Source organism: Coprococcus sp. TM115-187 (assembly GCF_027679115.1).
Taxonomy (GTDB): domain Bacteria; phylum Bacillota; class Clostridia; order Lachnospirales; family Lachnospiraceae; genus Allocoprococcus; species Allocoprococcus comes.
In genome coordinates, this window is the sequence record NZ_JAQEKS010000034.1 from 1 (window position 1) to 24365 (window position 24365).

The following is a 24365-nucleotide window of genomic DNA, read 5'->3' on the forward strand; positions in this document are numbered from 1 at the left end:
TTGCCATGCCTCGCAAATCCGCATAAATACTGAATGTGTGGAGTTTTGCTCATGGCTATGGAAACATGGAAAGGAGGTGAGAAATAATGAATTTCGGACAGAACTTATACAACTGGTTTTTATCCAATGCACAGTCACTTGTGCTTATGGCAATCGCTGTTATCGGGGTGTATCTCGGTTTCAAGCGTGAGTTTTCCAAACTTATTGGCTTTCTGGTGATTGCCTTAATCGCTGTCGGTCTGGTATTCAATGCCGCTGGCGTGAAAGACGTACTGTTACAGTTATTCAATAAGATTATCGGGGCGTAATCATATTGTTATATCCTCCGCAAGATGTTATAATTTGTTGTAATTTAATGAATTGCGGAGGAATGATTATGAAAGATTTTATTGATTTCTTAAAATTACCGCCTAATATTCTAGGAGCTTTGTCTATTGCAAGCGGAGCATTATTACTATTGCCAGACCAGTTGGCTAAAAGGCTATATATGACAGAGTTTCGTGATAAATATGGATTTACAATAGGTATTATTTTTGTTGTTTCAACTGCTATACTAATAGTTCTTATAGTTAGTAAAATATATCATTACTTTTATGATAAGCATTCATCAAAAAAATTGGTTGAAGCACAAACAAAATATCTTAAAAGAATGACACCAGAACAAGTTATTGTGATTCGGGAGTTTATCAATGAACCAACACATACATTGCCACTTCCTTATAATAATGGATTGGTAATTGAGTTACAACACCTGCAAATTATTACACCAGCAGGACAAACTCATTTGGTAGATATGTTAGACCCTCAAATTCAATTCTTTTTGCAACCGTGGGTTATTCAGAGAATTAACAATGATGATGAATTAAGGCAAAAATTTTATTAAAATGAATTAGCAGTAAATCATAATAGGTTTGCTGCTTTTTTTATACAAAATTTTTAGATTGGAGGACAACATGAAAACAGATATTTTTGAGGATATGAAAGATTATATCGGCTGTAATGATGTTTCCGACCTGCCTTACCGCAAGCGTGAGGTATGGGAAGAAATCAAACGACAGATACCTCTTCAATATCCTAAAGAACAGTTAGAAAAGTTTTCTCATTATGTGTTTGGTGTAGATTATGCTGTTATAATGGGAATACTGGATATGATGAAAGGAAGTGACAGACCATGCAGGAAATGCGAGTTTACTTGTTAAATAATACAAAACCGTATCGTGAGGGTGACGAAGAATATTCTGGTGCTTGGTTCAACTGCCCTGTGGACTTTGAGGAAATCCGAGAAAAAATCGGTGTGGAACATGAAGAACAGATTGAGATTGCCGACTATGAGTTGCCCTTTGACTTACACAGCGATACGCAGCTCTGGGAAATCAATGCCAACTGCCGCATGGTTCTTGAATTGGAGGGTACGCCTGTCGGCAATGAAATGAAAGCCATTCAGCAGAAATGGTTTTCCAGCTTTGATGAATTTATCGACCATAAAGACGAGATACACTACTATGATGTGGGCGACGGCGCGACTTTGGCAGAATACCTTATCTGTGAGGAAAACGTATTCGGTGAGATTCCACACGAACTGCAAAAGCATATCGACTATCACTCTTATGGGAATGAGCTGGAAATGGACGACAGATACTTATTTACTACAAGCGGCGTGTTCCGCTATCAGTAAAGGGGTGATGTGGTATCGAAGAAATGCGAATCTATATCGCCAATCTTGGGAAATACAATGAGGGTGAGCTTGTGGGTGCGTGGTTCACGCCGCCCGTTGATTATGACGAGATGGCAGAACGTATCGGCTTGAATGACGAATACGAGGAATACGCTATCCATGATTACGAGCTGCCCTTTGAGATTGACGAGTACACGCCCATTGAGGAAGTCAACCGCCTTTGTGAAATGGTGGAGGACTTACCAGAGGATATACAGGACGAGTTATCGGAACTTCTCTGCTGTTTCAGCAGCTTGGAGGAATTGTGCGAACACGCAGACGATATTATTCATTATCCCGATTGTAGTGATATGACAGACGTTGCCTATTACTTCATAGATGAATGTCAAAGTCTGGGTGAGATACCAGACAGGATAAGAAGCTACATAGACTATGAAGCCTACGGGCGTGACCTTGACTTGGAGGGGCGTTTTGTCGTCACCAATCATGGGGTGTTTGAATGTCCATAACAACTGAATATTTTATCATCAGCCAGTGAAATGACACTGGTATTTTTTATGCAGCAGTTTGTGAAATACAGGCTGCTGTTTCCATTTTAGAAAAGAAAGGAGCTGTGAAAATTGAAGAAAATCAAAAGCTATACAAGCATATGGAGCGTGGAAAAAGTCATTTATGCAATCAACGACTTTCAGCTCCCGTTCCCTGTCACGTTCAGTCAGATGGCTTGGTTTGTGGTATCGCTGTTCGTGGTGATTCTCTTTGGGGAGCTGCCGCCCTTTAACATGATTGACGGGGCATTTCTCAAATACTTTGGAATCCCCGTCGCTTTTACTTGGTTCGTATCGCAAAAGACCTTTGACGGGAAAAAGCCATTTGGATTTTTAAAATCCTGTGTGAGTTTTTTACTCCGACCAAAAGTGACCTATGCAGGAAAAGCCATTAAGCTGAAACATGAAAAATTCAATCCCGTTATTACAGCAGTTAGGAGTGTGATGTATGTTCCCGATTAAATATATTGAAAACAATCTGGTGTTCAACCATGACGGTGAGTGTTTCGCTTACTATGAGCTGACACCTTACAATTATTCGTTCCTGTCACCAGATGAAAAGTACATGGTGCATGACAACTTCCGCCAGCTTATCGCCCAGAACCGTGACGGGAAAATCCATGCCTTACAGATTGCCACAGAGGACAGTTTACGTGCAGTACAGGAGCGTTCTAAAAAAGGAATCACAGGCAGATTGAAAGAAATAGCCTGTAAAAAGGTAGATGAACAGACAGAAGCGTTGGTTGAGATGATTGGGGAAAATCAGATTGACTACCGTTTTTTTCTTGGCTTCAAGCTGCTAGTGAATGAGGAAGAAATCAACCTAAAAAGTATGAAAAAGTCGGCAGCCATGACCTTTACGGATTTTATCTATGAAGTCAATCACAAGCTCATGGGTGACTTTGTTTCCATGAGCAATGATGAAGTGGGGCGTTTTATGAAGATGGAGAAATTACTGGAAAGTAAAATCTCACGCCGCTTTCAGTTCCGCAGGCTGGATAAGAATGATTTCGGTTATCTCTTGGAGCATATCTACGGGAATACGGGAGTTGCTTACAGTGATTACAGTTATGATTTGCCAGTAAAGAAGTTAAAGCGTGAAACGCTGGTGAAGCGATATGACCTTATCCGACCTACACGCTGCATGATAGAGGAAAACCAGCGGTACCTAAAGATTGAGCGTGAAGATCAGACAACGTATGTTGCCTACTTCACGATTAACAATATCGTGGGTGAGCTTGATTTTCCGTCCAGTGAAATCTTCTACTATCAACAGCAGCAATTCACGTTCCCTGTTTCCACTTCTATGAATGTGGAAATCGTCACTAATAAAAAGGCTCTGACAACGGTTAGAAATAAAAAGAAAGAATTGAAAGACTTGGATAACCACGCTTGGGAAGCAGGCAACGAAACAGAAAATAACGTCATTGAAGCTCTGGATTCAGTCAATGAGCTGGAAACGAACTTAGACCAGTCCAAAGAATCCATGTATAAGCTGTCCTACGTTATCCGTGTGGCGGCTAATACTCTGGAAGAACTGAAACGCCGCTGTGATGAAGTCAAGGACTTCTACGACGATTTGAATGTGAAGCTGGTACGCCCATTCGGGGATATGTTGGGATTGCATGGTGAGTTTATCCCAGCAAGTAAAAGATATATCAACGATTATATCCAGTATGTCACTTCTGACTTTCTGGCTGGACTTGGATTCGGTGCGACACAGCAGCTTGGGGAAACGGACGGTATCTATATCGGCTATAACCTTGATACAGGAAAAAATGTATATCTGAAACCCAGCCTTGCGGCACAGGGCGTTAAGGGTTCCGTCACCAATGCGTTAGCTGCCGCTTTTCTTGGTTCTCTTGGCGGTGGCAAGTCATTTTGTAACAACCTTATCATCTATTATGCGGTGCTGTTTGGAGGAAAAGCGGTCATTGTAGACCCTAAATCAGAGCGTGGCAACTGGCAGGAAACACTACCCGATATTGCACATGAAATCAAAATCGTCAACCTTACCAGCGAGAATAAGAACAAAGGACTTCTTGACCCTTATGTGATTATGAAGCGTACAAAAGACGCTGAAAGCCTTGCGATTGATATTTTAACATTCCTTACAGGTATTTCTTCCCGTGACGGTGAGAAGTTCCCTGTATTAAGGCGTGCAATCCGTTCTGTTACCCAGAGCAAAAAAAGAGGACTGCTCCGTGTCATTGATGAACTCCGCAAAGATGGTTCACTCGTGGCAGAGAATATCGCAGACCATATTGAGAGCATGACGGACTATGATTTTGCACACCTGTTATTCTCGGACGGTGATGTGGAACAATCCATCAGTTTAGACCGACAGCTTAACATCATACAGGTGGCTGACCTTGTATTGCCAGACAAGGACACAAAATTTGAAGAATATACCACAATGGAGCTGCTTTCCGTGGCAATGCTTATCGTTATCAGTACCTTTGCCTTAGATTTTATCCATTCGGATAGGAGCATTTTCAAGATGGTGGATTTGGACGAAGCGTGGACGTTCTTGCAGGTAGCACAGGGAAAAGCACTCTCTAACAAGCTGATTCGTGCTGGTCGTTCCATGAATGCCGCTGTGTACTTTGTGACACAAAACTCTGGTGATGTGGACGACGAAAAGATGAAGAACAATATCGGCTTGAAGTTTGCCTTTCGTAGCACAGATATAAAAGAAATCAAAAATACCCTTGAATTTTTCGGTGTGGATAAGGAGGACGAGGGCAACCAGAAGCGATTAAGGGATTTGGAAAACGGGCAATGCCTGTTTCAAGATTTATACGGGCGTGTGGGCGTTATCCAGATACACCCTGTATTCGCTGACCTGTTCCATGCCTTTGATACCAGACCGCCAGTGCAGACGGAAGAAATGAGGTGAAGCCTATGGACAAGAGAAAAATAGTCCGTTATCTGCTTATCACACTTTCGGTGATTCTCGGTGTGCTGGTGTTTTTATCTATCACGGGTACGGTAGCCCATGCGGCTGGTCTGGTAGATAATACAGTCAGTGACGCTAACGCCTATTCAAAATATCCTTTGGAAAACTACCAGCTAGATTTCTATGTGGATTCAAGTTGGGATTGGCTACCGTGGAACTGGCTTGACGGTATCGGAAAAAGTATTCAGTACGGACTATATGCTATCACGAACTTTGTCTGGACGGTAAGCCTTTATATCTCCAATGCGACGGGATATGTGGTGCAGGAAGCCTACAAGCTGGACTTTATCTCTGATACCGCAAACTCTATCGGAAAGAACATTCAGACGCTTGCAGGTGTCACTTCCAGCGGCTTTTCCAGTGAGGGATTCTATGTGGGATTTTTACTTATCCTTATTCTGGTAATGGGTATCTATGTGGCATACACAGGACTTATCAAGAAGGAAACCACAAAAGCAGTTCATGCGGTGATTAACTTCCTTGTGGTGTTTATCCTGTCAGCTTCTTTTATTGCATACGCCCCAAATTATATCAGCAAAATCAATGACTTTTCCGCTGATATAAGCAGCTCGGCGTTATCGCTTGGCACAAAAATTGTGCTGCCCGGTTCCAGCAGCAAGGGAAAAGACAGTGTGGACTTGATTCGTGACAGCCTGTTTTCCATACAGGTGAAACAACCGTGGCTACTCTTACAGTATGGGGAATCTGATATAGAAACGCTCGGTTCTGACCGTGTGGAAAGCCTGTTATCGGCAAGTCCAGACACGGACGACAGGGAGGACGTTGTGATTGAGGAAATCGAGGATAAGGACAACGATAACCTAAGCGTCACAAAGACCATGACACGTTTAGGTATGGTGGTGTTTCTGTTCATCTTTAATATCGGTATCTCGGTTTTTGTATTTCTGCTTACGGGCATGATGATTTTCTCACAGGTGCTATTTATCATTTACGCTATGTTCCTGCCAATCAGTTTTATCCTGTCTATGATTCCGACCTATGAGGATATGGCAAAAAAGGCACTTACGAAGCTGTTCAATACCATTATGATGAGGGCAGGAATCACACTGATTATTACGACAGCATTTAGTATCTCGACCATGTTTTACTCTATTTCTTCTGGCTATCCGTTCTTTATGATTACCTTTTTACAGATAGTCACCTTTGCAGGAATCTACTTTAAACTGGGTGATTTGATGGCAATGTTCAGTCTGCAATCTTCTGATACACAGCAGGTCAGCAGACGAATCATGCGACGACCTTATATGTTCCTTAACCGCAGAGCAAGACGCTTGGAGCGTAAAATCGGAAGAACGGTTGCGGCTAGTGCTGTTGGCGGTGTTGCTGGTGCGGCGGCTGCTTCTGCTTCTACGAAAAAAGCAGATAATAAAAAATCAGCAGGCAGCGGTCATACCAGACCAAACAATATGCCATCTTCCAATAGTGGAGGTAACGGAAAGCCGCCTGCTCTGCCAACGAATCAGAAGCCGCTTGCATTACCCGATAAGCAGAACAGTGATTCTTCGCAATCAACAGTACATAGCAGCTCTGTAAGCCAGTCGCAGGAAACGAAGTCCGCTTCTAAGCGTGGTATTGTGGATAAAAAGGCGGTATCGAAACAACCGCAATCAGAAAAACAGGATAAGCAACGTCCGATAGTGGATAAGACACAGAAGAAACAGGAAACACGGGATAAGGAGCGACAGGACAATAGATCAGCGACAAAAGCTGGTACAGCGAAAGGAACTGCCCCATTGCATGAGCGACCAGTGACAACGCCTGTATCTGCGAAAGCAGCTCCACAGGCGGCAGGTTCTAAAGAAGAACAGAATATCAAAGAACGTCCTACTACTGTTAAGAGGGAGCAATCACAATCTGCCAGAGCAAAAGAGCCTGTCACAAAGCAACAGGAAGTAAGGACGCAGGTTGCCAAAGAATCTTCTTCTCCAGCAGCTACACCAAAACATTCGGGAACTGTGACAGATATGCCCCGTCAGACAGTCAAACATCAAAAGCAGACAAAGACCGTACAGAAAAAGACCACAAACCCGTCAACCATGAAGAAAACGACCAGCAGGAAAGGCGGTAAGAAATGAAGCTAAGACACTTCGCTGTGTTCGGTGGGATTTTTACGGTGATTATCTGTCTGCTTTTGTTCCTGTTTATCGTGACCGCAGATGATGAAGAAAACAGCACTTCCTACTTTGATTTTTCTGGACTGAATCTGTCAGAGGAAGTGCTGAAACATCAACCGACGGTAGAAAAATATGCGAAAGAATACGGAATCTCGGACTATGTGAACTATCTGCTTGCCATCATGCAGGTGGAATCTGGCGGTACAGCTACGGACGTCATGCAGTCGTCAGAATCAATGGGGTTGCCGCCTAATTCCCTCTCGACGGAGGAATCCATCAAACAGGGGTGTAAATACTTCTCGGAGCTTTTAAAATCCGCAGAAGCAAAAGGCTGTGACATTGACACAGTGGTACAAGCCTATAACTATGGCGGTGGCTTCATTGACTATGTGGCGAAGCATGGAAAAAAGTACACTTTTGAACTGGCTGTCAGTTTCGCTAAAGACAAATCGGGCGGTGTCAAAGTCACCTATAAGAATGAGATTTCCATTAAGGAAAATGGCGGCTGGCGTTATAAGTACGGAAATATGTTCTATGTCCGTCTGGTGAACCAGTATTTAGCTGTTCCCAGTTTCAGTGACGCTACCGCACAGGCAATCTTCAAAGAAGCATTGAAGTATCAAGGCTGGAAGTATGTCTTTGGCGGCAGCAATCCAAACACCAGCTTTGACTGTTCTGGTCTTACGTCTTGGTGCTATGGGAAAGCTGGTATCAGTCTACCTCGTACCGCACAGGCACAGTATGACGCTACACAGCACATACCGCTGTCACAGGCGAAAGCTGGTGACTTGGTATTCTTTCACTCCACTTATAATTCTGGAACGTATGTCACCCATGTGGGAATCTATGCAGGAAACAACAGAATGTATCACGCTGGCGACCCTATTGGATATGCAGATTTAACAAGCCCGTACTGGCAGAAACACTTGATTGGTGCTGGTCGAGTAAAATCAAAATAGAAAGGAAATGGTACTATGATATTTAAGAAAAAGGACAAGGAATCAAAACCGAAAAAAGAGAAAAAAGTGCCTGTGATGAAAGTCGGCACACACAAGAAAACTGTGATTGCCTTATGGCTGGTGCTGATTACAAGCGTCAGCTTTGGGGTGTATAAGAATTTCACCGCCATTGATATGCACACGGTACATGAAAAGGAAGTCATTGAACAAAGAATTGTTGACACTAACAGGATAGAGAACTTTGTAAAAGCCTTTGCGAAGTCCTACTATTCTTGGAGCAATACGCAGGAATCCATAGATAAAAGAACCGCAGCCATCAACAATTATCTGACTAAGAGCTTGCAGGATTTGAATGTCGATACGGTAAGGCAGGATATACCCACAAGCTCTACGGTAACAGATGTAAAGATTTGGGATATAGAACAGGCTGGAACAGACGACTTTACCGTTGTCTACTCCGTAGATCAGACGGTAACGGAGGGTGAAACGTCAATCGGTTACACCTCCGCTTATATGGTAGTGGTTCATGTAGATAGCAATGGAAACATGGTTATCACACAGAATCCGACCATTAGCAGCACACCGACAAAATCCAGCTATGAACCAAAGACAAAGGAATCTGACGGAACGGTGGATGCTGCCACAATGGAGGAAGTGACAGAGTTCTTGGAAACATTCTTTAAGCTGTACCCTACCGCTACGGAAAAGGAGCTTGCCTATTATGTATCTGGCAATGTGCTTGAACCTGTAAACTGTGGTTATCTGTTTTCAGAGTTGGTAAATCCTATCTTCATCAAAGATGGGGAACAGGTCAAAGTTTCGGTATCGGTGAAGTATCTCGACCAGAGAACAAAAGCAACACAGATTTCACAGTTTGACTTAACGCTGGAAAAAGATAGTAACTGGAAGATTGTAGGATAAAAAGATAATCTGATAGATTGACACATTAAAATGAATGTGTTAAAATTTCTTTGTTTTATAAAGGAGAAAAATTATGAATTACTATATAACAAATCAACCCAAAAAGAAACTTATCTCTGTACAATTAAATCCGATGAAACATTGTACAGAGTATAGCATATAAAGAAATGCGTAAGATTTCATCGGGAATGTGGCAATAGAGTGATATACTTTTATTGTCTCTTTTCCGTATGTTATAAAACGTAAAAAAATTAAGGCTATAGGCAATGTTTTGTCTATAGTCTTTTGTTATACATTCATAATTTTAACAGGAGGCTATTGCACTTTGTGTATTTTGCCTCCTATTTTTTATGCTCAAAAACAGAGAAAGGAACATGAAACATGAGTTTATTAGAGATTACAAATTTATCACATTCGTTTAGTGAAAATGTTTTATATAAAAATGCAGATTTTTCATTAAACAAAGGAGAACATATTGGAATTGTCGGGCAGAATGGAACGGGAAAAAGTACGCTGATTAAACTTTGTACGGGGCAACTTCTCCCCGATGAAGGGCGTATTATATGGCAGCCTAAAACAAGTATCGGCTATTTAGACCAATACGCTGAAATTGATATGCAGCTTGATATGAAAAGATTTTTGAAAACTGCTTTTTCACATCTATATGAATTGGAAGAAAAAATGAACTGTTTATATGAGAATATACATGATGGTGATTTTCAAAACTTAGGCATAGCAGCAAAGTATCAAGAAGAATTAGAACGACAGGATTTTTATTTGATTGATACGAAAATAGAGCAGGTCGCAACTGGTTTGGGATTATCAGCAATCGGTTTAGATAGACCTATTGCACAAATGAGTGGCGGTCAACGTGCAAAGGTAATATTAGCAAAACTATTGCTTGAAAAGCCAGACGTATTATTGCTTGATGAACCAACCAATTTTTTGGATAAAGAACATATTGATTGGCTGTCGGAATATCTCTGCGGTTTAAGTAATGCCTTTATGGTTGTTTCGCATGATTATAGTTTTTTAGAAAAAATTTCAAATCGAATTTGTGATATAGATAACTACAAAATCGGAAAATATTATGGCACTTATTCGGAATTTTTGAAAAAGAAAACTGCTCTGCGAGAGAATTATATACGTCAATATTCCGCACAGCAAAAGGAAATCAAGAAAACGGAAGAATTTATCCGTAAAAATATAGCAGGAAGAAAATCAAAAATGGCAAGGGGCAGACAAAAGCAACTAGACAGAATGGATAAGAAGGAGGCTATTGAACAAAAAGAAGTTGTGCCATTTTTTCATTTTCGTGAAATGCCTTTGACAAATACAGAACATTTAAGCGTTAAGCATTTATCTGTTGGTTATCATTATCCTGTTTTATCTGACATTGATTTTGCTATTAATGGTGGACAGAAAGTTGTAATAACTGGTTTTAACGGTATTGGAAAATCGACATTATTAAAGACATTGGTCGGAAAATTAGATGTTCTAAATGGTTCATTTTCTTTTTCCGAGCAAGTGAAGTTACGATATTTTGAACAGGATTTATATTGGGAAAATGAAAAGGAAACTCCAATACAGATAGTGTCTGATTGTTATCCGTCCCTTACGATAAAGGAAGTAAGAAAAAACCTGGCATGTTGCGGAATCATAGGAGAACACGCAATGCAGAGTATTGGCACATTAAGCGGTGGAGAACAAGCAAAAGTAAAAATATGCCTATTAACTCTTACTCCTTGTAATTTTATTATCATGGACGAGCCAACAAACCATTTGGACATTCAAGCAAAACAAGCTTTAAGAATTGCATTAAAGGAATTTAAAGGCACAGTTTTGCTTGTTTCTCACGAACCTGCTTTTTATAAAGAGATAGCACAAAAAATAATTAACATTGAAAATATCATTAAGAAAAAATAACTCTGATAAATGTAAAATTATTCTTTTATTTTTTTTAACTTGATAATTCCGTCAGCGACACTTTCCATGATAATTAAATCCTTATCGGAAAGGTTGTCAAGTTGTTTTTCCAACTGTCGTCTTCTGGTGCTTTTATCCAGATCAGACGCAGGCAGGAAAAATTCATCAACGGAAATATTAAGTAATGATACAAGGTCATAGAACACCTGTAAACTTGGGTGCTGCCCTTTGTTTTCAATATTTGTCAAATAGCGTGGGTCAATTTCAATCATAGCTCCCACCTGTTCACGAGTAAGACCTCGTTTTTTACGAGCTTCTTTGATGGCAAGACCAAAGGCTCTGAAATCATACTTATCTTCTTTTTTACGCATATTTAATCACCTCACTACATTTTACTGTTCCTGTTGATTTTCTAACAGGTATAGAAAAACGTATAGTAAGGTTTATCAGTTCCTATTATGCGTAAATCAATTAAAAAGTGCTGCATAGCGGCAAATAAAAAAAACCGCTATCAACAGTACCGTTTTTGCGTGTCACAAAATACCTTTTTCCAGATGGCGGTTGAAAAGCCGCCTTTTTCTTTTCCCATCAATAGAAAAACAACATAATGGTTTTGGGTTAGCGGCTTTGGGAGGTAGCCGCATTGAAAGACCTGTATAATCGACAATCTTCAATATATCCGTTATTGTCAAAAAAATCCTAGCTTTCACAGCGGCACAATATACCCTTGAATATGGTTTTTCACGTTACATAACAGGAACAATTTTAAAAGCACAAGAACAGCATTTCTTATATGCCCTTGTGCTTTTTTGCTACTTTAAAAAATTTTTTGATTTTTTTCTGATTCGGGTTACAAATCGCCCCTCCGTGTTGAGTGTTAGTGCGGAAAGAGGTAAAAAGCCTTTTCGCTTTAGCAACTTCAACTTGAAAGGAGGTGAGATTATGAAACCTTCTTCATTTGAGAACGCTATAAGACTTCAATTTGACTGTCTGGCTCGTAAGGTGATTGGCAGAACTGTAAAGAACTACAACAAAGAACTTGCCAGACGTGCAAAGCATGAAATATCTTTCTGTGAAATACCAGAGCTGGAATTAAACCAGTTGGGTGTATCGGACGAATACCCGATTGAATTTACTTCCTTTGATGTGTTTGGTACAGAAGTTCGTGTCTATGATGAGAAATTATGTGAAGCAATCAAAAAATTAAGCGAAAGACGACGCAATGTTGTGTTGATGTTCTATTTTCTGGAATTACCAGACGCAGAAATCGCAGAGATTTTGGATATTTCCAGAAACTCTGTTTATAGAAACAGAATGTGTTCACTAAAGCTCATTAGAGATATGTATGAGGAGGAATTATAACATGATGAAGTCTACAAAAAAGTGTCCTCTATTCTCCACAATCAGTTTAGCTGCTGATGGCGACGAAGTGGCAATAGAGAAAATATTAAATCACTATGACGCTTACATATCAAAAGCAAGTTTACGCCCGTTCTATGATGAACACGGAAATATGTATATTGTGGTCGACATGGAACTGAAAGGCAGAATCAGAGCTGCTCTTATTAAAGCAATTCTAGGTTTTGAAGTCAGAGTGAAATAAGCGAATATATACGGAGTGTTCTATCACCTCATTCCAGCTCCGTTTTACAAGTGTTCTTTGAAAAATGAATAAAGTAATCAGATACGTTTGATATACGGTGAGCCGACGGACTGGAACGCCATGACCCACGAAAGGAGGGATAAAGAAGCGAGCGACCATGCCAGTGATCCGTAAGCGACTGTTGGAAAAGTTGCTGCCATGACCTGTATATCAGAATAATGATACACCCGTATGACACGGTTCACCCATCAGAATGGGAATGGTGAAATTCCAGTGGAGCTTTCCAAAGCCATCTGATTACTTCTTATTTATAGACAAATTCTTTCATAATGTACAAGCATTTTTGCATACTTTGTAAATATATTGTAGTGAGGTGGTTCAATGGCAAATGACGCAAAGGTAGTTTGCAAGAATGTTTTTAAAAATTGTGATAGAGCGGCGTTTACAAAAGCATTTACTCTAAAATGGATAGAGTTGATAAATCAATATGAAAAAAATAAAGGAAAGGCAACTCCTGCCAGATGATAGACAAACTATCCTACAAGATGTTATAATAACATTATATAGAGATAGTTTGTTTCGTCTTCTCTAAAAGGAGAACGAAGCATGATAGAATCAAAATCAAGAGTTGCTATTTATTGCCGCTTATCAGAGGAAGATAGAAACAAACAATCAGAAACAGACGACAGTAACAGTATTCAGAATCAAAAGTCAATGTTACTTCAATACTCATTAGAGCATGGTTGGGAAGTCTACAACATATACAGTGATGATGATTACACTGGTTCTGACAGACGACGACCAGAATTTAACAGGTTGTTGGAGGACGCAAAGAATCGTAAATTTGATATTGTCCTTTGTAAGACACAATCCAGATTTACCAGAGAACTAGAATTAGTGGAAAAATATATCCACGGTCTTTTCCCTATTTGGGGTATTCGTTTCATCAGCATTGTTGATAATGCAGATACCGCTAATAAAGGAAATAAGAAATCAAGACAGATAAATGGTCTGGTGAATGAGTGGTACTTAGAGGATATGTCAGAGAACATTAAAAGCGTTCTCACTGACAGAAGAAAGAACGGACACCATATCGGTGCTTTTGCCCTGTATGGTTACAAAAAAGACCCTGACGTAAAAGGGCATTTGATTATTGATGAAGAAGCTGCGGAAGTTGTCAGAGAAGTTTTTACACTGTTTTCACAGGGATATGGAAAGACCGCCATTGCCCGTATGCTGAATGACAGAGGAATACCAAACCCTACGGAATACAAACGACTTCATGGTTTGCGTTACAAGCAGCCTAAAACGAAAAACAGTACCCTATGGAAATATTTTGCCATATCAGATATGTTGGTGAATGAAATCTATATCGGGAATATGGTTCAAGGGAAATATGGCAGCGTTTCTTATAAGACAAAGCAAAACAAACCCAGACCAAAAGACGAGTGGTACAGAGTTGAGGGTACACATGAGCCGATTATTGACCGTGAGTTATGGGATAGGGTTCAAACATTGGTAGCTCAAAAGGCAAAACCTTTCACAGTTGGCACAATCGGCTTATTTGCCAGAAAAGCTCGCTGTATGAATTGTGGTTATACAATGCGTTCATCAAAGAATCGTGGTAAGCATTATTTACAATGTTCTAACCGCCATGTAGCAAAGGACGCTTGTATAGGTTCTTTCATTTCAGTAGACAAATTGGAAAAAGCTGTGATTGATGAACTTAATAAGTTATCCGCAGAATATCTGGATAAAGATGAGCTTGAACAAAATGTGCAAGTCAATAATGACTTGCGAGGTCAAAAAGAAGCTTTGGAAACGGAGATTGCTGCTTATCAAAAAAAGATTGCGGAATACACAAAAGGAATCCGTGAACTATATTTAGATAAGGTAAAGGGTATTCTTTCCGAACTTGATTACTTGGATTTATCTAAAGACTTCTCAACACAAAAAGAAAGGCTCGAAAAACTGGTAATTGATACGCAGAAACAGCTTGATGTTATTGAAAGAAAAATGCAAGTTGGCGATAACAGACGTCAGTTAATCGAGCAATATACAAATCTTGAACACTTAGACAGGGAAATCGTTGAAAAGCTGATTGATTATGTATTGGTTGGCAAGAAAGACCCTGTAACTAAGGAAGTACCTATTGAAATACATTGGAATTTCTAAGGTTCTCATATCTGGCAGCTAGTATGCCAGATTATCGGGAACTATCTTTTAAAACCTCAATGTTGTCTTTACACAATCGTACCATCCGCAGCCATATCTTCATGTAAATCTGTAATTGGGTCACCCTTGGACTGAAAATAAGTTGCTGTCCACGGTGTTCCACTGGCTGCCTGCGGCCAAAGTGCAAGTGTGTGGTCCACATAATATTTATCAAAACCAGAAGCCTTAATTTCCTCCGGAGATAAATCCTTGGTAAGCTGGTAAACAATGGCACATATCATTTCCATGTGGGCAAGTTCCTCTGTGCCAATATCGGTTAAAATTCCTGTCACTTCTTTGTACGGCATGGTGTACCTCTGTGATAAATAACGCATGGACGCAGCTAATTCTCCATCCGGTCCACCGAACTGACTGATGATTACCTGGGCCATCTTCGGATTGGTCTGGGTAATTTTTACGGGATATTGTAAACGTTTTTCATAATTCCACATAAACTAACACCCTCCTTCCTGCCACGGCCATGGCTCATTGATCCAGTTCCATCTGTCTGAGCAGGAAGGAACAGCGGTATCTACTGTGAGTGGTCCATAATATTTTGCATATTCTTTCAACAACTGGTTCCTTTTTTTATTATATTCATAAAAATAGTCCATTGCTTCCTGATCACGAGGATGAGTGTCCAGATAAAGCTTCACATCATCTACCGCAAAGCTCGCATGACCAATCTGCATCAGGAGATCTTTTCTACAAGGTTTGGAATTTGGCATTTCATTCATGCATTACATCCTCCTTTCCCCTTAAACGGAAGATCAAGCTCTTCGAATATGGTTCCTCTGTGGAATCCTTTTCCGGCTTCGTATATGTGTCTCCAGCTCTGCCATGGCACATAAGCCATTGCGATCGGCATTCCATCTAACGCATCGTCCCGGTCGCTACATCCAGATCGTTCTCGGTAAACAGGTACTGCCATCGATGGATTTCTTCCATCATTGTTCGCCATACATGAATTACTATTACAGCTATTGTTATTATTGCCACACCCACAATTTGCACGTCTCATATATGGATTATTATTTCTGCAATTTTGCATCGTTTTGGCTCCCCTTTCTTATATCTGCAATATTATTGTATGGTAATTTTAAAAAAAGGGTTCTGACTTTTGCATCCGACATAGTCTGAAGTCCATTTCCATTTCAAATAGGTCTCAATATCAATAATGCCGCCAGACCATTTCTGATCTGACGGCATCTTTCTTTAGTATTTTATGATGTAACCGGATTGCTCCATTGCTATGCAATTCCCGCAATCCTCGAACACCTCATACTCCCATAAAACGGCGTGTTCACATCATTTTATGAATTTTTACCAAGTGTAACCTTGATATCTTTCTCTGTATATTCACCATTCTTATCCGGGATCTGTACGGTAAGCGTTACCTCTTCTCCGGCTTTATAATACTGAAGTTGTTCCTGAAGAGAGCTCATACCACTGATGGAACTTCCCTCAAAACCAGTAATGATCGATCCTTTTGTAAGACCGGCTTTCTCAGCTCCGCCACCACTCATAACTTCTTTGACATAAACACCGGTCGGCATATTGTACATCTGTGCACCTTCTTCAGATACATCGTATCCCTTGATTCCAAGATATCCTCTTTCTTCATCTGAAACCTTGCTTCTTGTCTCTTTATTCATCAGATTCTGGATAACATCACTTGCATCTGAGATCGGAATCGCAAATCCCATACCCTCTACTGCCGAGCTGTTGATCTTTGCAGAGTTGATACCGATTACCTCACCATTTGCATTCAGAAGAGCTCCACCACTGTTACCAGGGTTGATTGCTGCATCTGTCTGGATGTATTCTCCGTCAAATCCATCAATTGTTCGTCCGGTTGCACTGACGATACCAGTTGTAACAGACTGCCCATAGCCAAGCGCATTACCGATTGCAATAGCAGGTTCTCCAACCTTCAGAGAATCTGAATCTCCAAGTGTTGCAACCTTAATCGCATTCATTGTATCGTCTGAAATTTTATCAAGCGGAACAGCTACGACTGCAAGATCCCTTGCGGAATCTGTTCCTTTAATCTGCGCTTCCACGCTGTTACCATCATTAAATGTAACAGTAAGTGTATCGCTTCCTTCTACAACATGGTTATTGGTAACAACCAGGAGTTCTGAATCATTCTGGCTGATGATGATACCGGATCCGGCGCTTTCACTTTCCTGCTGGCTGATTCCTCCGAAGAAATTCTGTACTTCCTGTACGCTCATATTGGTAATAGAAACAATTGACGGAAGTGTATTTTCAACGATATCTGATACATCAGATGTCACTGTACTGGTAGATGTTGTAAGCTTTGCGTTCGATACAGTCTTTGTTGTGCCTACGGTACTCTTTGTATTCTTTCCAAGCAGCTTACCAGTCAGATAACTGGTTCCCTGCATCGTCACACCGCCGACTGCCCCAAATAATACGGCTGCTCCTACAACAAGTGCTACTTTTTTCATGTAACCTTTTTTCGGCTTTGAAGTCTTCGGATCCTTCTGTGGTCCTGCTCCAAATCCCTGCTGATTGCCTGCTCCTCTATTTTCATCTGAATCTGGTCTGTAATAATTGTACTGATTGTCCATCATTCAAGACTCCTTTCTTTTCCTTTTCTATAGTTAAGAGTTTAGCCCATAATTGTGATGAAAGTGTGATAAAATATGAAAAAAAAGATGAACGGCACATTTTTATGTCGTTCATCTCGTTTATTCAACAGGAAATTCCGCTGGAACTTCCTGCATCACTTTATTCAACCGTTACAGATTTCGCCAGATTACGCGGCTTATCTACATCCAGTCCCTTTGCAACGGATACATAATATCCCATCAGCTGCAGCGGAATCACTGCAAGCGATGCCTCAAAATGCTCATCTGTCTTCGGAATGTAAACCACAAAATCAGCAGTATCCTCAATGCTGTAATTGCCATAAGTTGTAAGTCCCATCAGATATGCACCACGGCTCTTGCACTCTACCATGTTGCTGATCGTCTTTTCATATAATTCCGGCTGTGTCAGCACACCGATCACAAGCGTTCCATCCTCTATCAGAGAAATGGTTCCGTGCTTGAGTTCTCCCGCTGCATATGCCTCTGAATGAACGTAACTGATCTCTTTCATCTTCAGGCTGCCTTCCATACAGATTGCATAATCAATTCCACGTCCGACAAAAAATGCGTCCTTTGCGTTTGCCTGCTTTGCTGCAAACCACTGGATTCTTTCTTTATCTTCAATAATCTTTTCAATCTTCTCCGGGATTGCCTGTAATTCGGCAATATAATTTTCATACTGCTCTTCAGTAATTGTATTTTTTACTTTGGCAAACTCAATTGCAAGGATGTAAGAAGCCATCAGCTGTGTACTGTACGCTTTCGTTGTTGCCACAGAGATCTCCGGTCCTGCAAGAGTATAGAATACCTTATCCGCTTCTCTTGCAATAGAAGATCCGACTACATTGACAATTCCAAGTGTACGGATTCCCTGCGCTTTTGTCTCACGGAGCGCTGCAAGACTGTCTGCAGTCTCTCCTGACTGGCTGATAATGATCACCAGACCATTTGGATCCAGAATTGGCTTGCGGTAACGGAATTCAGAAGCCAGCTCCACACGAACAGGAATCTTCACCAGATCCTCGATCACATACTGTGCCACCATACCTACATGGTAAGCAGAACCACATGCTACAATGTAAATCTGGCTTGTTCTCCGGATATCCTCTTCCGCTAATCCGATATCTGTCAGATCAAACTTTCTGTCTTTTAATACAGAATTCAGAGTATCCTTAACCGCTCTTGGCTGCTCATGGATCTCTTTCATCATAAAATGCTCATAACCGGCTTTTTCAGCTGCTTCCGCATCCCATTCGATGGTCTTCATCTCCTTCTGGATTTCTTCACCATCCAGATTGTAGAAGGTAATTTCCTCTTTGCTGACCTTTGCCATCTCCAGGTTGCCAATATAGTATACATTTCTTGTATATTTCAAAATAGCCGGCACATCTGATGCAATAAAACTCTCTCCATCTCCTACGCCAAGAATCATCGGACTGTCTTTTCTTGCCACATAAATTTCTTCCGGATAATCCTTGAACATCACAGCAAGCGCATAAGATCCACGAATACGAACCAGAGAATGGTTGATCGCATCTACCGGTGTTCCTTCATACTTTTTATAATAATAATCGATCAGCTTAACAGCAACCTCTGTATCCGTCTCAGAGTAGAATGTATATCCTTTGCGGAGCAGCTTGTTCTTTAACTCCTGATAGTTTTCAATAATACCGTTGTGTACAGCAACTACATTGCCATCGTCACTCATATGCGGATGCGCATTGTTCTCTGACGGTTCCCCATGTGTTGCCCATCTGGTGTGACCGATTCCACAGGTTCCCGGAACGGCTGCACCACCATTGGTCTTCTCAAACAGTACCTTCAAACGGCCTTTCGCCTTGATAACTTCTGTCTCTTCTGTTCCATTACGAACAGCAAGTCCTGCTGAATCATATCCACGATACTCCAGCTTTGACAGTCCATCCAGTAAGATCGGAGCCGCCTGCTGCGATCCAACATATCCTACGATTCCACACATTTATCTATATCCTCCAGTCTTTTTTGCGAAAATAAATTTTACTCTTTTCGTTACATTGTAGCAAACATGAGACTTTTTGTAAAGAATAAGCGGGAATAACAATCGTCATCCCCGCCTTTCTCCTTAATCCTAATCCAGATCAATAAAATCCATTTCGAAAGTATCACCTTTTTTACGCTTTTCTTTCTTGATATTATAATCATCGAACGAATCAAAGTCGTCATCATCAAAATAGTCATCAAACTCATCAACGCTGCGAGTATCATCACTTATTCCTTCGTCATCATAATCATCGTCGAAGTCATCATCATAATAATCATCATCGTCGAAATCATCATCGAAGTCGTCATAATCATCTTCGAAATCATCATTCTGTCTCTTTTTGAACTGTGATTTCTTTTCTGCCTTAACAGGCTGGATCGGTTTTACCGGATTACGTTGCGGCTCATCGTCCAGTTCATATTCATCATACAGATCATCCAACTCTCTGTTGCGGTTATGTAACTTCACAACGGAAACAAGAAGGAAGATTACCAGAAGAATAACGATAACTGCTGCCGCTGCTACAAACCAGATCAGATGATCGGAAATCTTTTCTAAAATTGCGTCAAACTTGCTTGCACTCTTCTTATCCGGTGTAGTCGCAGACTTCGGAGTCTCCATTCTCTGATAAGTATGCTCTACAGAGTCATATAAATAGAGGGATTCTTCACCGTCATTATTTACTGCATATAATACATAGAAACCATCGCGGTCCGGTTCATCCCAGATTTCAAAAGTCTTGCCGTTGATCTCCAGATTTCCTTTTGAATACTTTGATGGCATAGACACTTTACTGCCTGCATCAAAAATTACGATAGAATAAGTATCTGAAATCACAACCTGTTCTGCCGGTGAGAAGCTGCTGTCAGATGAATCATACATCCAGAAATCGCCTTTTCCGTCACCGTCTACCAGGTAAGCCATCTGAAGTCCTGTCTTTTCCTGCACAGCACCTTTATACGTCGAATCATTATAAGTAATCTCTCCTGCTGTAAATCCAGCTGGAATCATGCTGTCTGAGAAATCACCGGATAAGGTATACTCCTGACCATCAATCGTGACACTTGTTCCACTCGCAACATCCTTGATCTTGCTCGGATCTCCTGCTCCGATCGTAACATCCGCATATCCTTCTTCACATGCCACACTTGATCCAGCGCTGTCTGTAACCGTCGCATCTCCCTGTTCAAGTCTTGTACTTCCTTCCTGGAGAGCCTGGAATTTCATTGTAAACTCAATCCGGTCACTACTTCCGTCACCTGAACCTTTAAATGTCAGATTACCATCCGTGTCTGCATTCACTCCGTCTCCCTCTTCAAATCGCATATAAGAAGGATCGTAAGTCATATGAATCGTCGCGTCTCCGATTACATCTCCGCTGACAACTGCTGTACCTGTGATCGTAAATTCATCCCCGACACTTGTCTCAAGATCAGAAAAGAATATCACACCATTTGCAGCTAGCGCCATCACAGAAAAACATGGTACGATCAGACATACAGACAAAAGAATTGTCGCTATTTTTTTCGTAAACTTCATCTTCATGTACTTTCCTCTTTCTAACCATATTAATTGTAAGTATAAATACTCTTAGATTCTATCTTACACTTTTTATGGGGAAATGTCTACTTGTTTGTAGAAATTCCTAACTTGTCACTTTGTACTTTTCTAGTTCTTTTTCATTTTCTTCTACACCGAACTTTGCAAACGGAAGCATTAAAAAGACATCACAAAATAATTCAAACATATGATGTTCCATTACTGAATGAATACAGATAATTACCATAACCGCCAATATATATGGCTGATTTATGTTTCTAATCATTATAATTGAAATCATCAGCATAATTAGAATAAATACTACTAATCCTAATCTTAACAATATATTTACATATGAACTATCAAGGAAAAAATAGCCTTGAACCGGTTCCGTTGTTCCTCCATATCCTATCATTGGAATATTCTGTCCCCATAATTTGATATCGTATCGTTCAAATGCTTCTTTTCCGATTGCAAGACGTGTTGAAAAAAGAGTGTTTAATTTAGCCATCCATGTAATTTCCGGATTATAAAATCTCGATGTAAGAATCATAAATCCAGCAAGACCATAAGGTATTACAAGACACAAACATTTTAATAGTATCGATGGCTTATACTTAGTTCCCTTCTTTTCAGCCAATGCGTTCCTGATTTTTAAATAAATCACACATAAAATTAGTAAAATCATTACTGCTTCACTTGTTCTTACATCACAATATTTTTCAAAAAAGATAACACTAATTATCATCATTCCGATTTCAATCCAACTACATCTTACTTGTCTAATCAATACCCATGCTGCAATCATATAAACAACATGCGCTGCAAAATCTGTTGGATAAATAAACCCAAATGCCATTCTCACTTTTTCGCCTCGATGATAAACCAAATTTGTAATCAATCCAGTATATCCTGCTATCATTGTACAAATTGTAATTGGAACTTTAACAATCAAATATACTTTCAAGATTTTTTTATACTCAATACCATTTGCACCTATGATCAAAAAACCGGTTTCTAACAATGTATCAATTCCTGAATGTCCTTTTGCAATTGCAAATGCCCCCCATTAAAATCACTATTAATAATATTTTCCCTATACATTTTTTTAATTTCTTAAGAAAAACTTCGGTATAAACTGAAGTTTTTCTCTCTAATTTCCATTATTACCTATTTCTCCCACATCACTACTATCGTTGTTATCTGGTGTCGGAGATGGGGCTGGAGTAGGATCTGGCTCTGGGGTTGGTTCTGGCTCTGGGGTTGGTTCTGGCTCCGGGGTTGGTTCCGGATCCGGTGTTGGAGTTGGTTCCGGGGTTGGTTCCGGATTTACTGTCGTATTATCTCTATATCCTCCATCCCAATAACTTTCTCCTGAATTGCCTCCATCATACCAATAATTATTATTATCAGAGCCTGCATTATCCTCATAATAATAATCGTCCTGTGTATATCCTTGCCAGTCATCCAGTGTCTCAATAGCACTCGTATCTACTCCTGCATCTGGTTGATTCATTTGGGAATTCTGGTCATTTGTATTATTTACTTTATTCTGCTCTTCTTCCCGTTTTTTCTGCAATTCATTGATATCTGTCACATCATTGATAAGCATATCGTAAAATGTTGACTTTTCTGACAATGCCTTATTAAATTCTTCTCGTCCATATTGTTCACTCAACGTTTCACAATCTGAGAAAAGATTTACTCCTAATGCAAGTCGATCTCCTTTTATTTCAACGCCCAACGCCGCCAATGTAGTAGGAAACATATCTAATGTAGCAAATTTCCGATTATGTGTTTTTTCAAATGAAGTATCTAATCCTTCTGGCAAATTAATAAACACATTGTACACACTACGTTCATAGTCTTCGCTAACATCATTGCAAAAATCTGAATCCATCGTTAAATGGTCACCGCTCAAAATAATTGTTGTATTATCATAAAAAGGCTGTTCCTGAATCCATTTAATAAATTGATTAAGTTGTCTACTTGAACATGCCATTACGTTTGCATACTGATTATCTCCAAATTCATTTTGACATTGTTCACATACATATCCATCTTCAAAATGTGTATCTACTGTCAATAATGTCAAATTAAATGGTTCATCCTTGGAACTTAGTTCTGTCAATTTTTCTTGTGCATTTGCAAATAATTTTTGATCTTCCATTCCCCACCACACATGGTAGTCTGATGGAATCTTCCCTGTCTCTATGGCAGTGTTATAATCCCAGATTTCGCAATCTCCATGGCTTTCAAAATATGCTCTTCTTCCACCAAACGTTGCATCTGATCCTAACATAAAACATTGATTATACCCCGCATCTGCTAATATATCTTCCAAATTCACTGCCTGTGAAGAAAAACTTTCCTGTTCTCCTAAAGTTTCGTTGTTCCCGTTTTTTATAGGCAATCCTGATGTCTGAGCAAAAATTGCCCCCATAGTCCATCCTGAACCGGTAGAAGGGACTCCTCCTCCCAATTTATCATTGTTTGAAAAATTAGTATTTTCTTTTGCTAATTGTGTTAATTCCGGAATACAATTAAAATCCATTCCTCCGCCATCTTCTTTTGATGCATACGTTGATTCCATTGACTCTAAAAATATATAAATCAGGTTCCTTTTCTGTTCTGGAAATATAATTTCTGTTGTACGTGGATCCACATAATTCTGTTCAATAAAATGAGACTCCTTTTTTTGACTTACCAAATACTCTTTAACATCTAATTCATCATATACTTTATAAGCTGCCCCAACTGCACTTCCACACGAAATCACTGTTATAAGAAATAACGAAATCATACATTTTCCATGCTTGGCTTTTAATCCAATAATCAAAAAAATCATTGTAAATAGTACCAATACCGCCATTGGAACACATGCATTTATACCATCAAGTACTACATCTGAATTTGTCCCTTCAAGCGGAACTTTTAAGTGAAAAATAATTTCATCAATAGATAATAATCCCCATGTATCTAAAACCCAATTACCTACATTATATAGAATCCATCCTAAAACAGATAGTATAATCATTAAAATACAATAAAACCCGTACCCTATACTTTTTATCTTCTTTCGTTTCATTTATTTTCATATCCTTTACTTACTATTTACAGAAATATACATAACTAGTAAATCACAAAATGCCTGAAAAAGCAATGTGCAAAAATACAACAATTTCTCAAAAATCGAGTAGGAGGCGGTGACTAACCGCCGTCCTCTCACACCACCGTGCGTACCGTTC

At 39.9% G+C, this 24365-nt stretch carries 23 protein-coding genes and 1 pseudogene; 15 read left to right on the top strand and 9 right to left on the bottom strand.

Going from position 1 to position 24365, the window contains the following annotated elements:
• The first annotated feature begins 86 nt into the window (after positions 1–86).
• From PGW42_RS14815 to PGW42_RS14865, 11 genes are all read left to right on the top strand, one after another.
• Positions 87–308 carry a hypothetical protein gene (locus tag PGW42_RS14815; RefSeq protein ID WP_005363222.1) on the top strand — a complete coding sequence of 74 codons (222 nt, stop codon included), beginning with the start codon at positions 87–89 and terminating at the stop codon, positions 306–308.
• A 68-nt stretch (positions 309–376) separates the two neighbouring features.
• Positions 377–883, top strand: a complete 507-nt coding sequence (locus PGW42_RS14820; protein WP_015541085.1) for a superinfection exclusion B family protein — start codon at positions 377–379, stop codon at positions 881–883.
• A gap of 70 nt (positions 884–953) precedes the next feature.
• Positions 954–1199, top strand: a complete 246-nt coding sequence (locus PGW42_RS14825) for a hypothetical protein (RefSeq protein WP_015541086.1) — start codon at positions 954–956, stop codon at positions 1197–1199.
• Positions 1181–1675 (top strand): antirestriction protein ArdA, encoded by a 495-nt coding sequence (locus PGW42_RS14830; RefSeq protein ID WP_151192162.1) that lies wholly within the window; start codon positions 1181–1183, stop codon positions 1673–1675. The genes PGW42_RS14825 and PGW42_RS14830 overlap by 19 nt, the downstream gene beginning before the upstream one ends.
• 23 nt (positions 1676–1698) lie before the next feature.
• Positions 1699–2184 carry an antirestriction protein ArdA gene (locus PGW42_RS14835; protein ID WP_117981835.1) on the top strand — a complete coding sequence of 162 codons (486 nt, stop codon included), beginning with the start codon at positions 1699–1701 and terminating at the stop codon, positions 2182–2184.
• 111 nt (positions 2185–2295) lie between these two features.
• Positions 2296–2685: a conjugal transfer protein gene (locus PGW42_RS14840; RefSeq protein WP_016440021.1), complete on the top strand. Its 390-nt coding sequence runs from the start codon at positions 2296–2298 to the stop codon at positions 2683–2685.
• A complete protein-coding gene (locus PGW42_RS14845) occupies positions 2672–5122 on the top strand; it encodes an ATP-binding protein (RefSeq protein ID WP_118031365.1) in 2451 nt (816 codons plus the stop codon). Before PGW42_RS14840 ends, PGW42_RS14845 begins: the two co-directional genes overlap by 14 nt.
• Before the next feature lie 5 nt (positions 5123–5127).
• Positions 5128–7278, top strand: a complete 2151-nt coding sequence (locus tag PGW42_RS14850; protein WP_118031366.1) for a CD3337/EF1877 family mobilome membrane protein — start codon at positions 5128–5130, stop codon at positions 7276–7278.
• Positions 7275–8276 carry a bifunctional lytic transglycosylase/C40 family peptidase gene (locus PGW42_RS14855; RefSeq protein WP_016440024.1) on the top strand — a complete coding sequence of 334 codons (1002 nt, stop codon included), beginning with the start codon at positions 7275–7277 and terminating at the stop codon, positions 8274–8276. Before PGW42_RS14850 ends, PGW42_RS14855 begins: the two co-directional genes overlap by 4 nt.
• 18 nt (positions 8277–8294) lie before the next feature.
• Positions 8295–9197, top strand: a complete 903-nt coding sequence (locus PGW42_RS14860) for a conjugal transfer protein (protein ID WP_330412485.1) — start codon at positions 8295–8297, stop codon at positions 9195–9197.
• A gap of 381 nt (positions 9198–9578) precedes the next feature.
• Entirely contained in the window at positions 9579–11123 is a 1545-nt protein-coding gene (locus PGW42_RS14865) for an ABC-F family ATP-binding cassette domain-containing protein (protein WP_118031368.1), read from the top strand.
• Positions 11124–11140: 17 nt separating this feature from the next.
• Here PGW42_RS14865 and PGW42_RS14870 read toward each other — a convergent pair whose 3' ends face one another.
• On the bottom strand, positions 11141–11494 hold the full coding sequence (locus PGW42_RS14870) for a helix-turn-helix domain-containing protein (protein ID WP_118031369.1): 354 nt from the start codon (positions 11492–11494) through the stop codon (positions 11141–11143).
• A gap of 571 nt (positions 11495–12065) precedes the next feature.
• Between PGW42_RS14870 and PGW42_RS14875 the strand changes: the two genes are divergently transcribed.
• The 4 genes from PGW42_RS14875 (at position 12066) to PGW42_RS14890 (ending at position 14901) form a co-directional block, all read left to right on the top strand.
• Positions 12066–12485 (top strand): RNA polymerase sigma factor, encoded by a 420-nt coding sequence (locus PGW42_RS14875; RefSeq protein WP_016440028.1) that lies wholly within the window; start codon positions 12066–12068, stop codon positions 12483–12485.
• Position 12486: 1 nt separating this feature from the next.
• A complete protein-coding gene (locus PGW42_RS14880) occupies positions 12487–12726 on the top strand; it encodes a helix-turn-helix domain-containing protein (protein WP_006857574.1) in 240 nt (79 codons plus the stop codon).
• Positions 12727–13107: 381 nt separating this feature from the next.
• Positions 13108–13251 carry a hypothetical protein gene (locus PGW42_RS14885; RefSeq protein ID WP_016440029.1) on the top strand — a complete coding sequence of 48 codons (144 nt, stop codon included), beginning with the start codon at positions 13108–13110 and terminating at the stop codon, positions 13249–13251.
• Between the two features lie 81 nt (positions 13252–13332).
• The gene (locus PGW42_RS14890; RefSeq protein WP_118031370.1) at positions 13333–14901 is read left to right on the top strand and encodes a recombinase family protein; all 1569 of its coding nucleotides are present in this window, start codon (positions 13333–13335) and stop codon (positions 14899–14901) included.
• Positions 14902–14984: 83 nt separating this feature from the next.
• Here PGW42_RS14890 and PGW42_RS14895 read toward each other — a convergent pair.
• From PGW42_RS14895 to PGW42_RS14930, 8 genes and pseudogenes are all read right to left on the bottom strand, one after another.
• Positions 14985–15392: pseudogene (locus tag PGW42_RS14895) on the bottom strand (manganese catalase family protein); the annotation flags it as partial.
• A gap of 3 nt (positions 15393–15395) precedes the next feature.
• Positions 15396–15668 (bottom strand): spore coat protein CotJB, encoded by a 273-nt coding sequence (locus tag PGW42_RS14900; protein ID WP_117556436.1) that lies wholly within the window; start codon positions 15666–15668, stop codon positions 15396–15398.
• Between the two features lie 5 nt (positions 15669–15673).
• Complete coding sequence (locus PGW42_RS14905; protein ID WP_243002763.1) at positions 15674–15991, bottom strand: spore coat associated protein CotJA; 318 nt, start codon at positions 15989–15991, stop codon at positions 15674–15676.
• A gap of 262 nt (positions 15992–16253) precedes the next feature.
• Positions 16254–17537 (bottom strand): S1C family serine protease, encoded by a 1284-nt coding sequence (locus PGW42_RS14910; RefSeq protein WP_118217309.1) that lies wholly within the window; start codon positions 17535–17537, stop codon positions 16254–16256.
• A 160-nt stretch (positions 17538–17697) separates the two neighbouring features.
• A complete protein-coding gene (gene glmS, locus PGW42_RS14915; RefSeq protein WP_270204013.1) occupies positions 17698–19536 on the bottom strand; it encodes a glutamine--fructose-6-phosphate transaminase (isomerizing) in 1839 nt (612 codons plus the stop codon).
• Between the two features lie 129 nt (positions 19537–19665).
• The gene (locus PGW42_RS14920) at positions 19666–21123 is read right to left on the bottom strand and encodes a hypothetical protein (RefSeq protein ID WP_270204014.1); all 1458 of its coding nucleotides are present in this window, start codon (positions 21121–21123) and stop codon (positions 19666–19668) included.
• Between the two features lie 100 nt (positions 21124–21223).
• Complete coding sequence (locus PGW42_RS14925; RefSeq protein WP_270204015.1) at positions 21224–22141, bottom strand: hypothetical protein; 918 nt, start codon at positions 22139–22141, stop codon at positions 21224–21226.
• A gap of 129 nt (positions 22142–22270) precedes the next feature.
• Entirely contained in the window at positions 22271–24205 is a 1935-nt protein-coding gene (locus PGW42_RS14930) for an LTA synthase family protein (protein WP_270204016.1), read from the bottom strand.
• Positions 24206–24365: the final 160 nt, after the last annotated feature.

Coding starts and splice junctions, on each gene's coding strand:
- PGW42_RS14815 (WP_005363222.1), top strand. CDS start 87: ATGAATTTCGGACAGAACTTATACAACTGGTTTTTATCCAATGCACAG.
- PGW42_RS14880 (WP_006857574.1), top strand. CDS start 12,487: ATGATGAAGTCTACAAAAAAGTGTCCTCTATTCTCCACAATCAGTTTA.
- PGW42_RS14910 (WP_118217309.1), bottom strand. CDS start 17,537: ATGGACAATCAGTACAATTATTACAGACCAGATTCAGATGAAAATAGA.
- PGW42_RS14875 (WP_016440028.1), top strand. CDS start 12,066: ATGAAACCTTCTTCATTTGAGAACGCTATAAGACTTCAATTTGACTGT.
- PGW42_RS14820 (WP_015541085.1), top strand. CDS start 377: ATGAAAGATTTTATTGATTTCTTAAAATTACCGCCTAATATTCTAGGA.
- glmS (WP_270204013.1), bottom strand. CDS start 19,536: ATGTGTGGAATCGTAGGATATGTTGGATCGCAGCAGGCGGCTCCGATC.
- PGW42_RS14855 (WP_016440024.1), top strand. CDS start 7,275: ATGAAGCTAAGACACTTCGCTGTGTTCGGTGGGATTTTTACGGTGATT.
- PGW42_RS14870 (WP_118031369.1), bottom strand. CDS start 11,494: ATGCGTAAAAAAGAAGATAAGTATGATTTCAGAGCCTTTGGTCTTGCC.
- PGW42_RS14905 (WP_243002763.1), bottom strand. CDS start 15,991: ATGCAAAATTGCAGAAATAATAATCCATATATGAGACGTGCAAATTGT.
- PGW42_RS14835 (WP_117981835.1), top strand. CDS start 1,699: ATGCGAATCTATATCGCCAATCTTGGGAAATACAATGAGGGTGAGCTT.
- PGW42_RS14930 (WP_270204016.1), bottom strand. CDS start 24,205: ATGAAACGAAAGAAGATAAAAAGTATAGGGTACGGGTTTTATTGTATT.
- PGW42_RS14900 (WP_117556436.1), bottom strand. CDS start 15,668: ATGCCAAATTCCAAACCTTGTAGAAAAGATCTCCTGATGCAGATTGGT.
- PGW42_RS14845 (WP_118031365.1), top strand. CDS start 2,672: ATGTTCCCGATTAAATATATTGAAAACAATCTGGTGTTCAACCATGAC.
- PGW42_RS14885 (WP_016440029.1), top strand. CDS start 13,108: ATGGCAAATGACGCAAAGGTAGTTTGCAAGAATGTTTTTAAAAATTGT.
- PGW42_RS14830 (WP_151192162.1), top strand. CDS start 1,181: ATGCGAGTTTACTTGTTAAATAATACAAAACCGTATCGTGAGGGTGAC.
- PGW42_RS14825 (WP_015541086.1), top strand. CDS start 954: ATGAAAACAGATATTTTTGAGGATATGAAAGATTATATCGGCTGTAAT.
- PGW42_RS14920 (WP_270204014.1), bottom strand. CDS start 21,123: ATGAAGATGAAGTTTACGAAAAAAATAGCGACAATTCTTTTGTCTGTA.
- PGW42_RS14850 (WP_118031366.1), top strand. CDS start 5,128: ATGGACAAGAGAAAAATAGTCCGTTATCTGCTTATCACACTTTCGGTG.
- PGW42_RS14890 (WP_118031370.1), top strand. CDS start 13,333: ATGATAGAATCAAAATCAAGAGTTGCTATTTATTGCCGCTTATCAGAG.
- PGW42_RS14865 (WP_118031368.1), top strand. CDS start 9,579: ATGAGTTTATTAGAGATTACAAATTTATCACATTCGTTTAGTGAAAAT.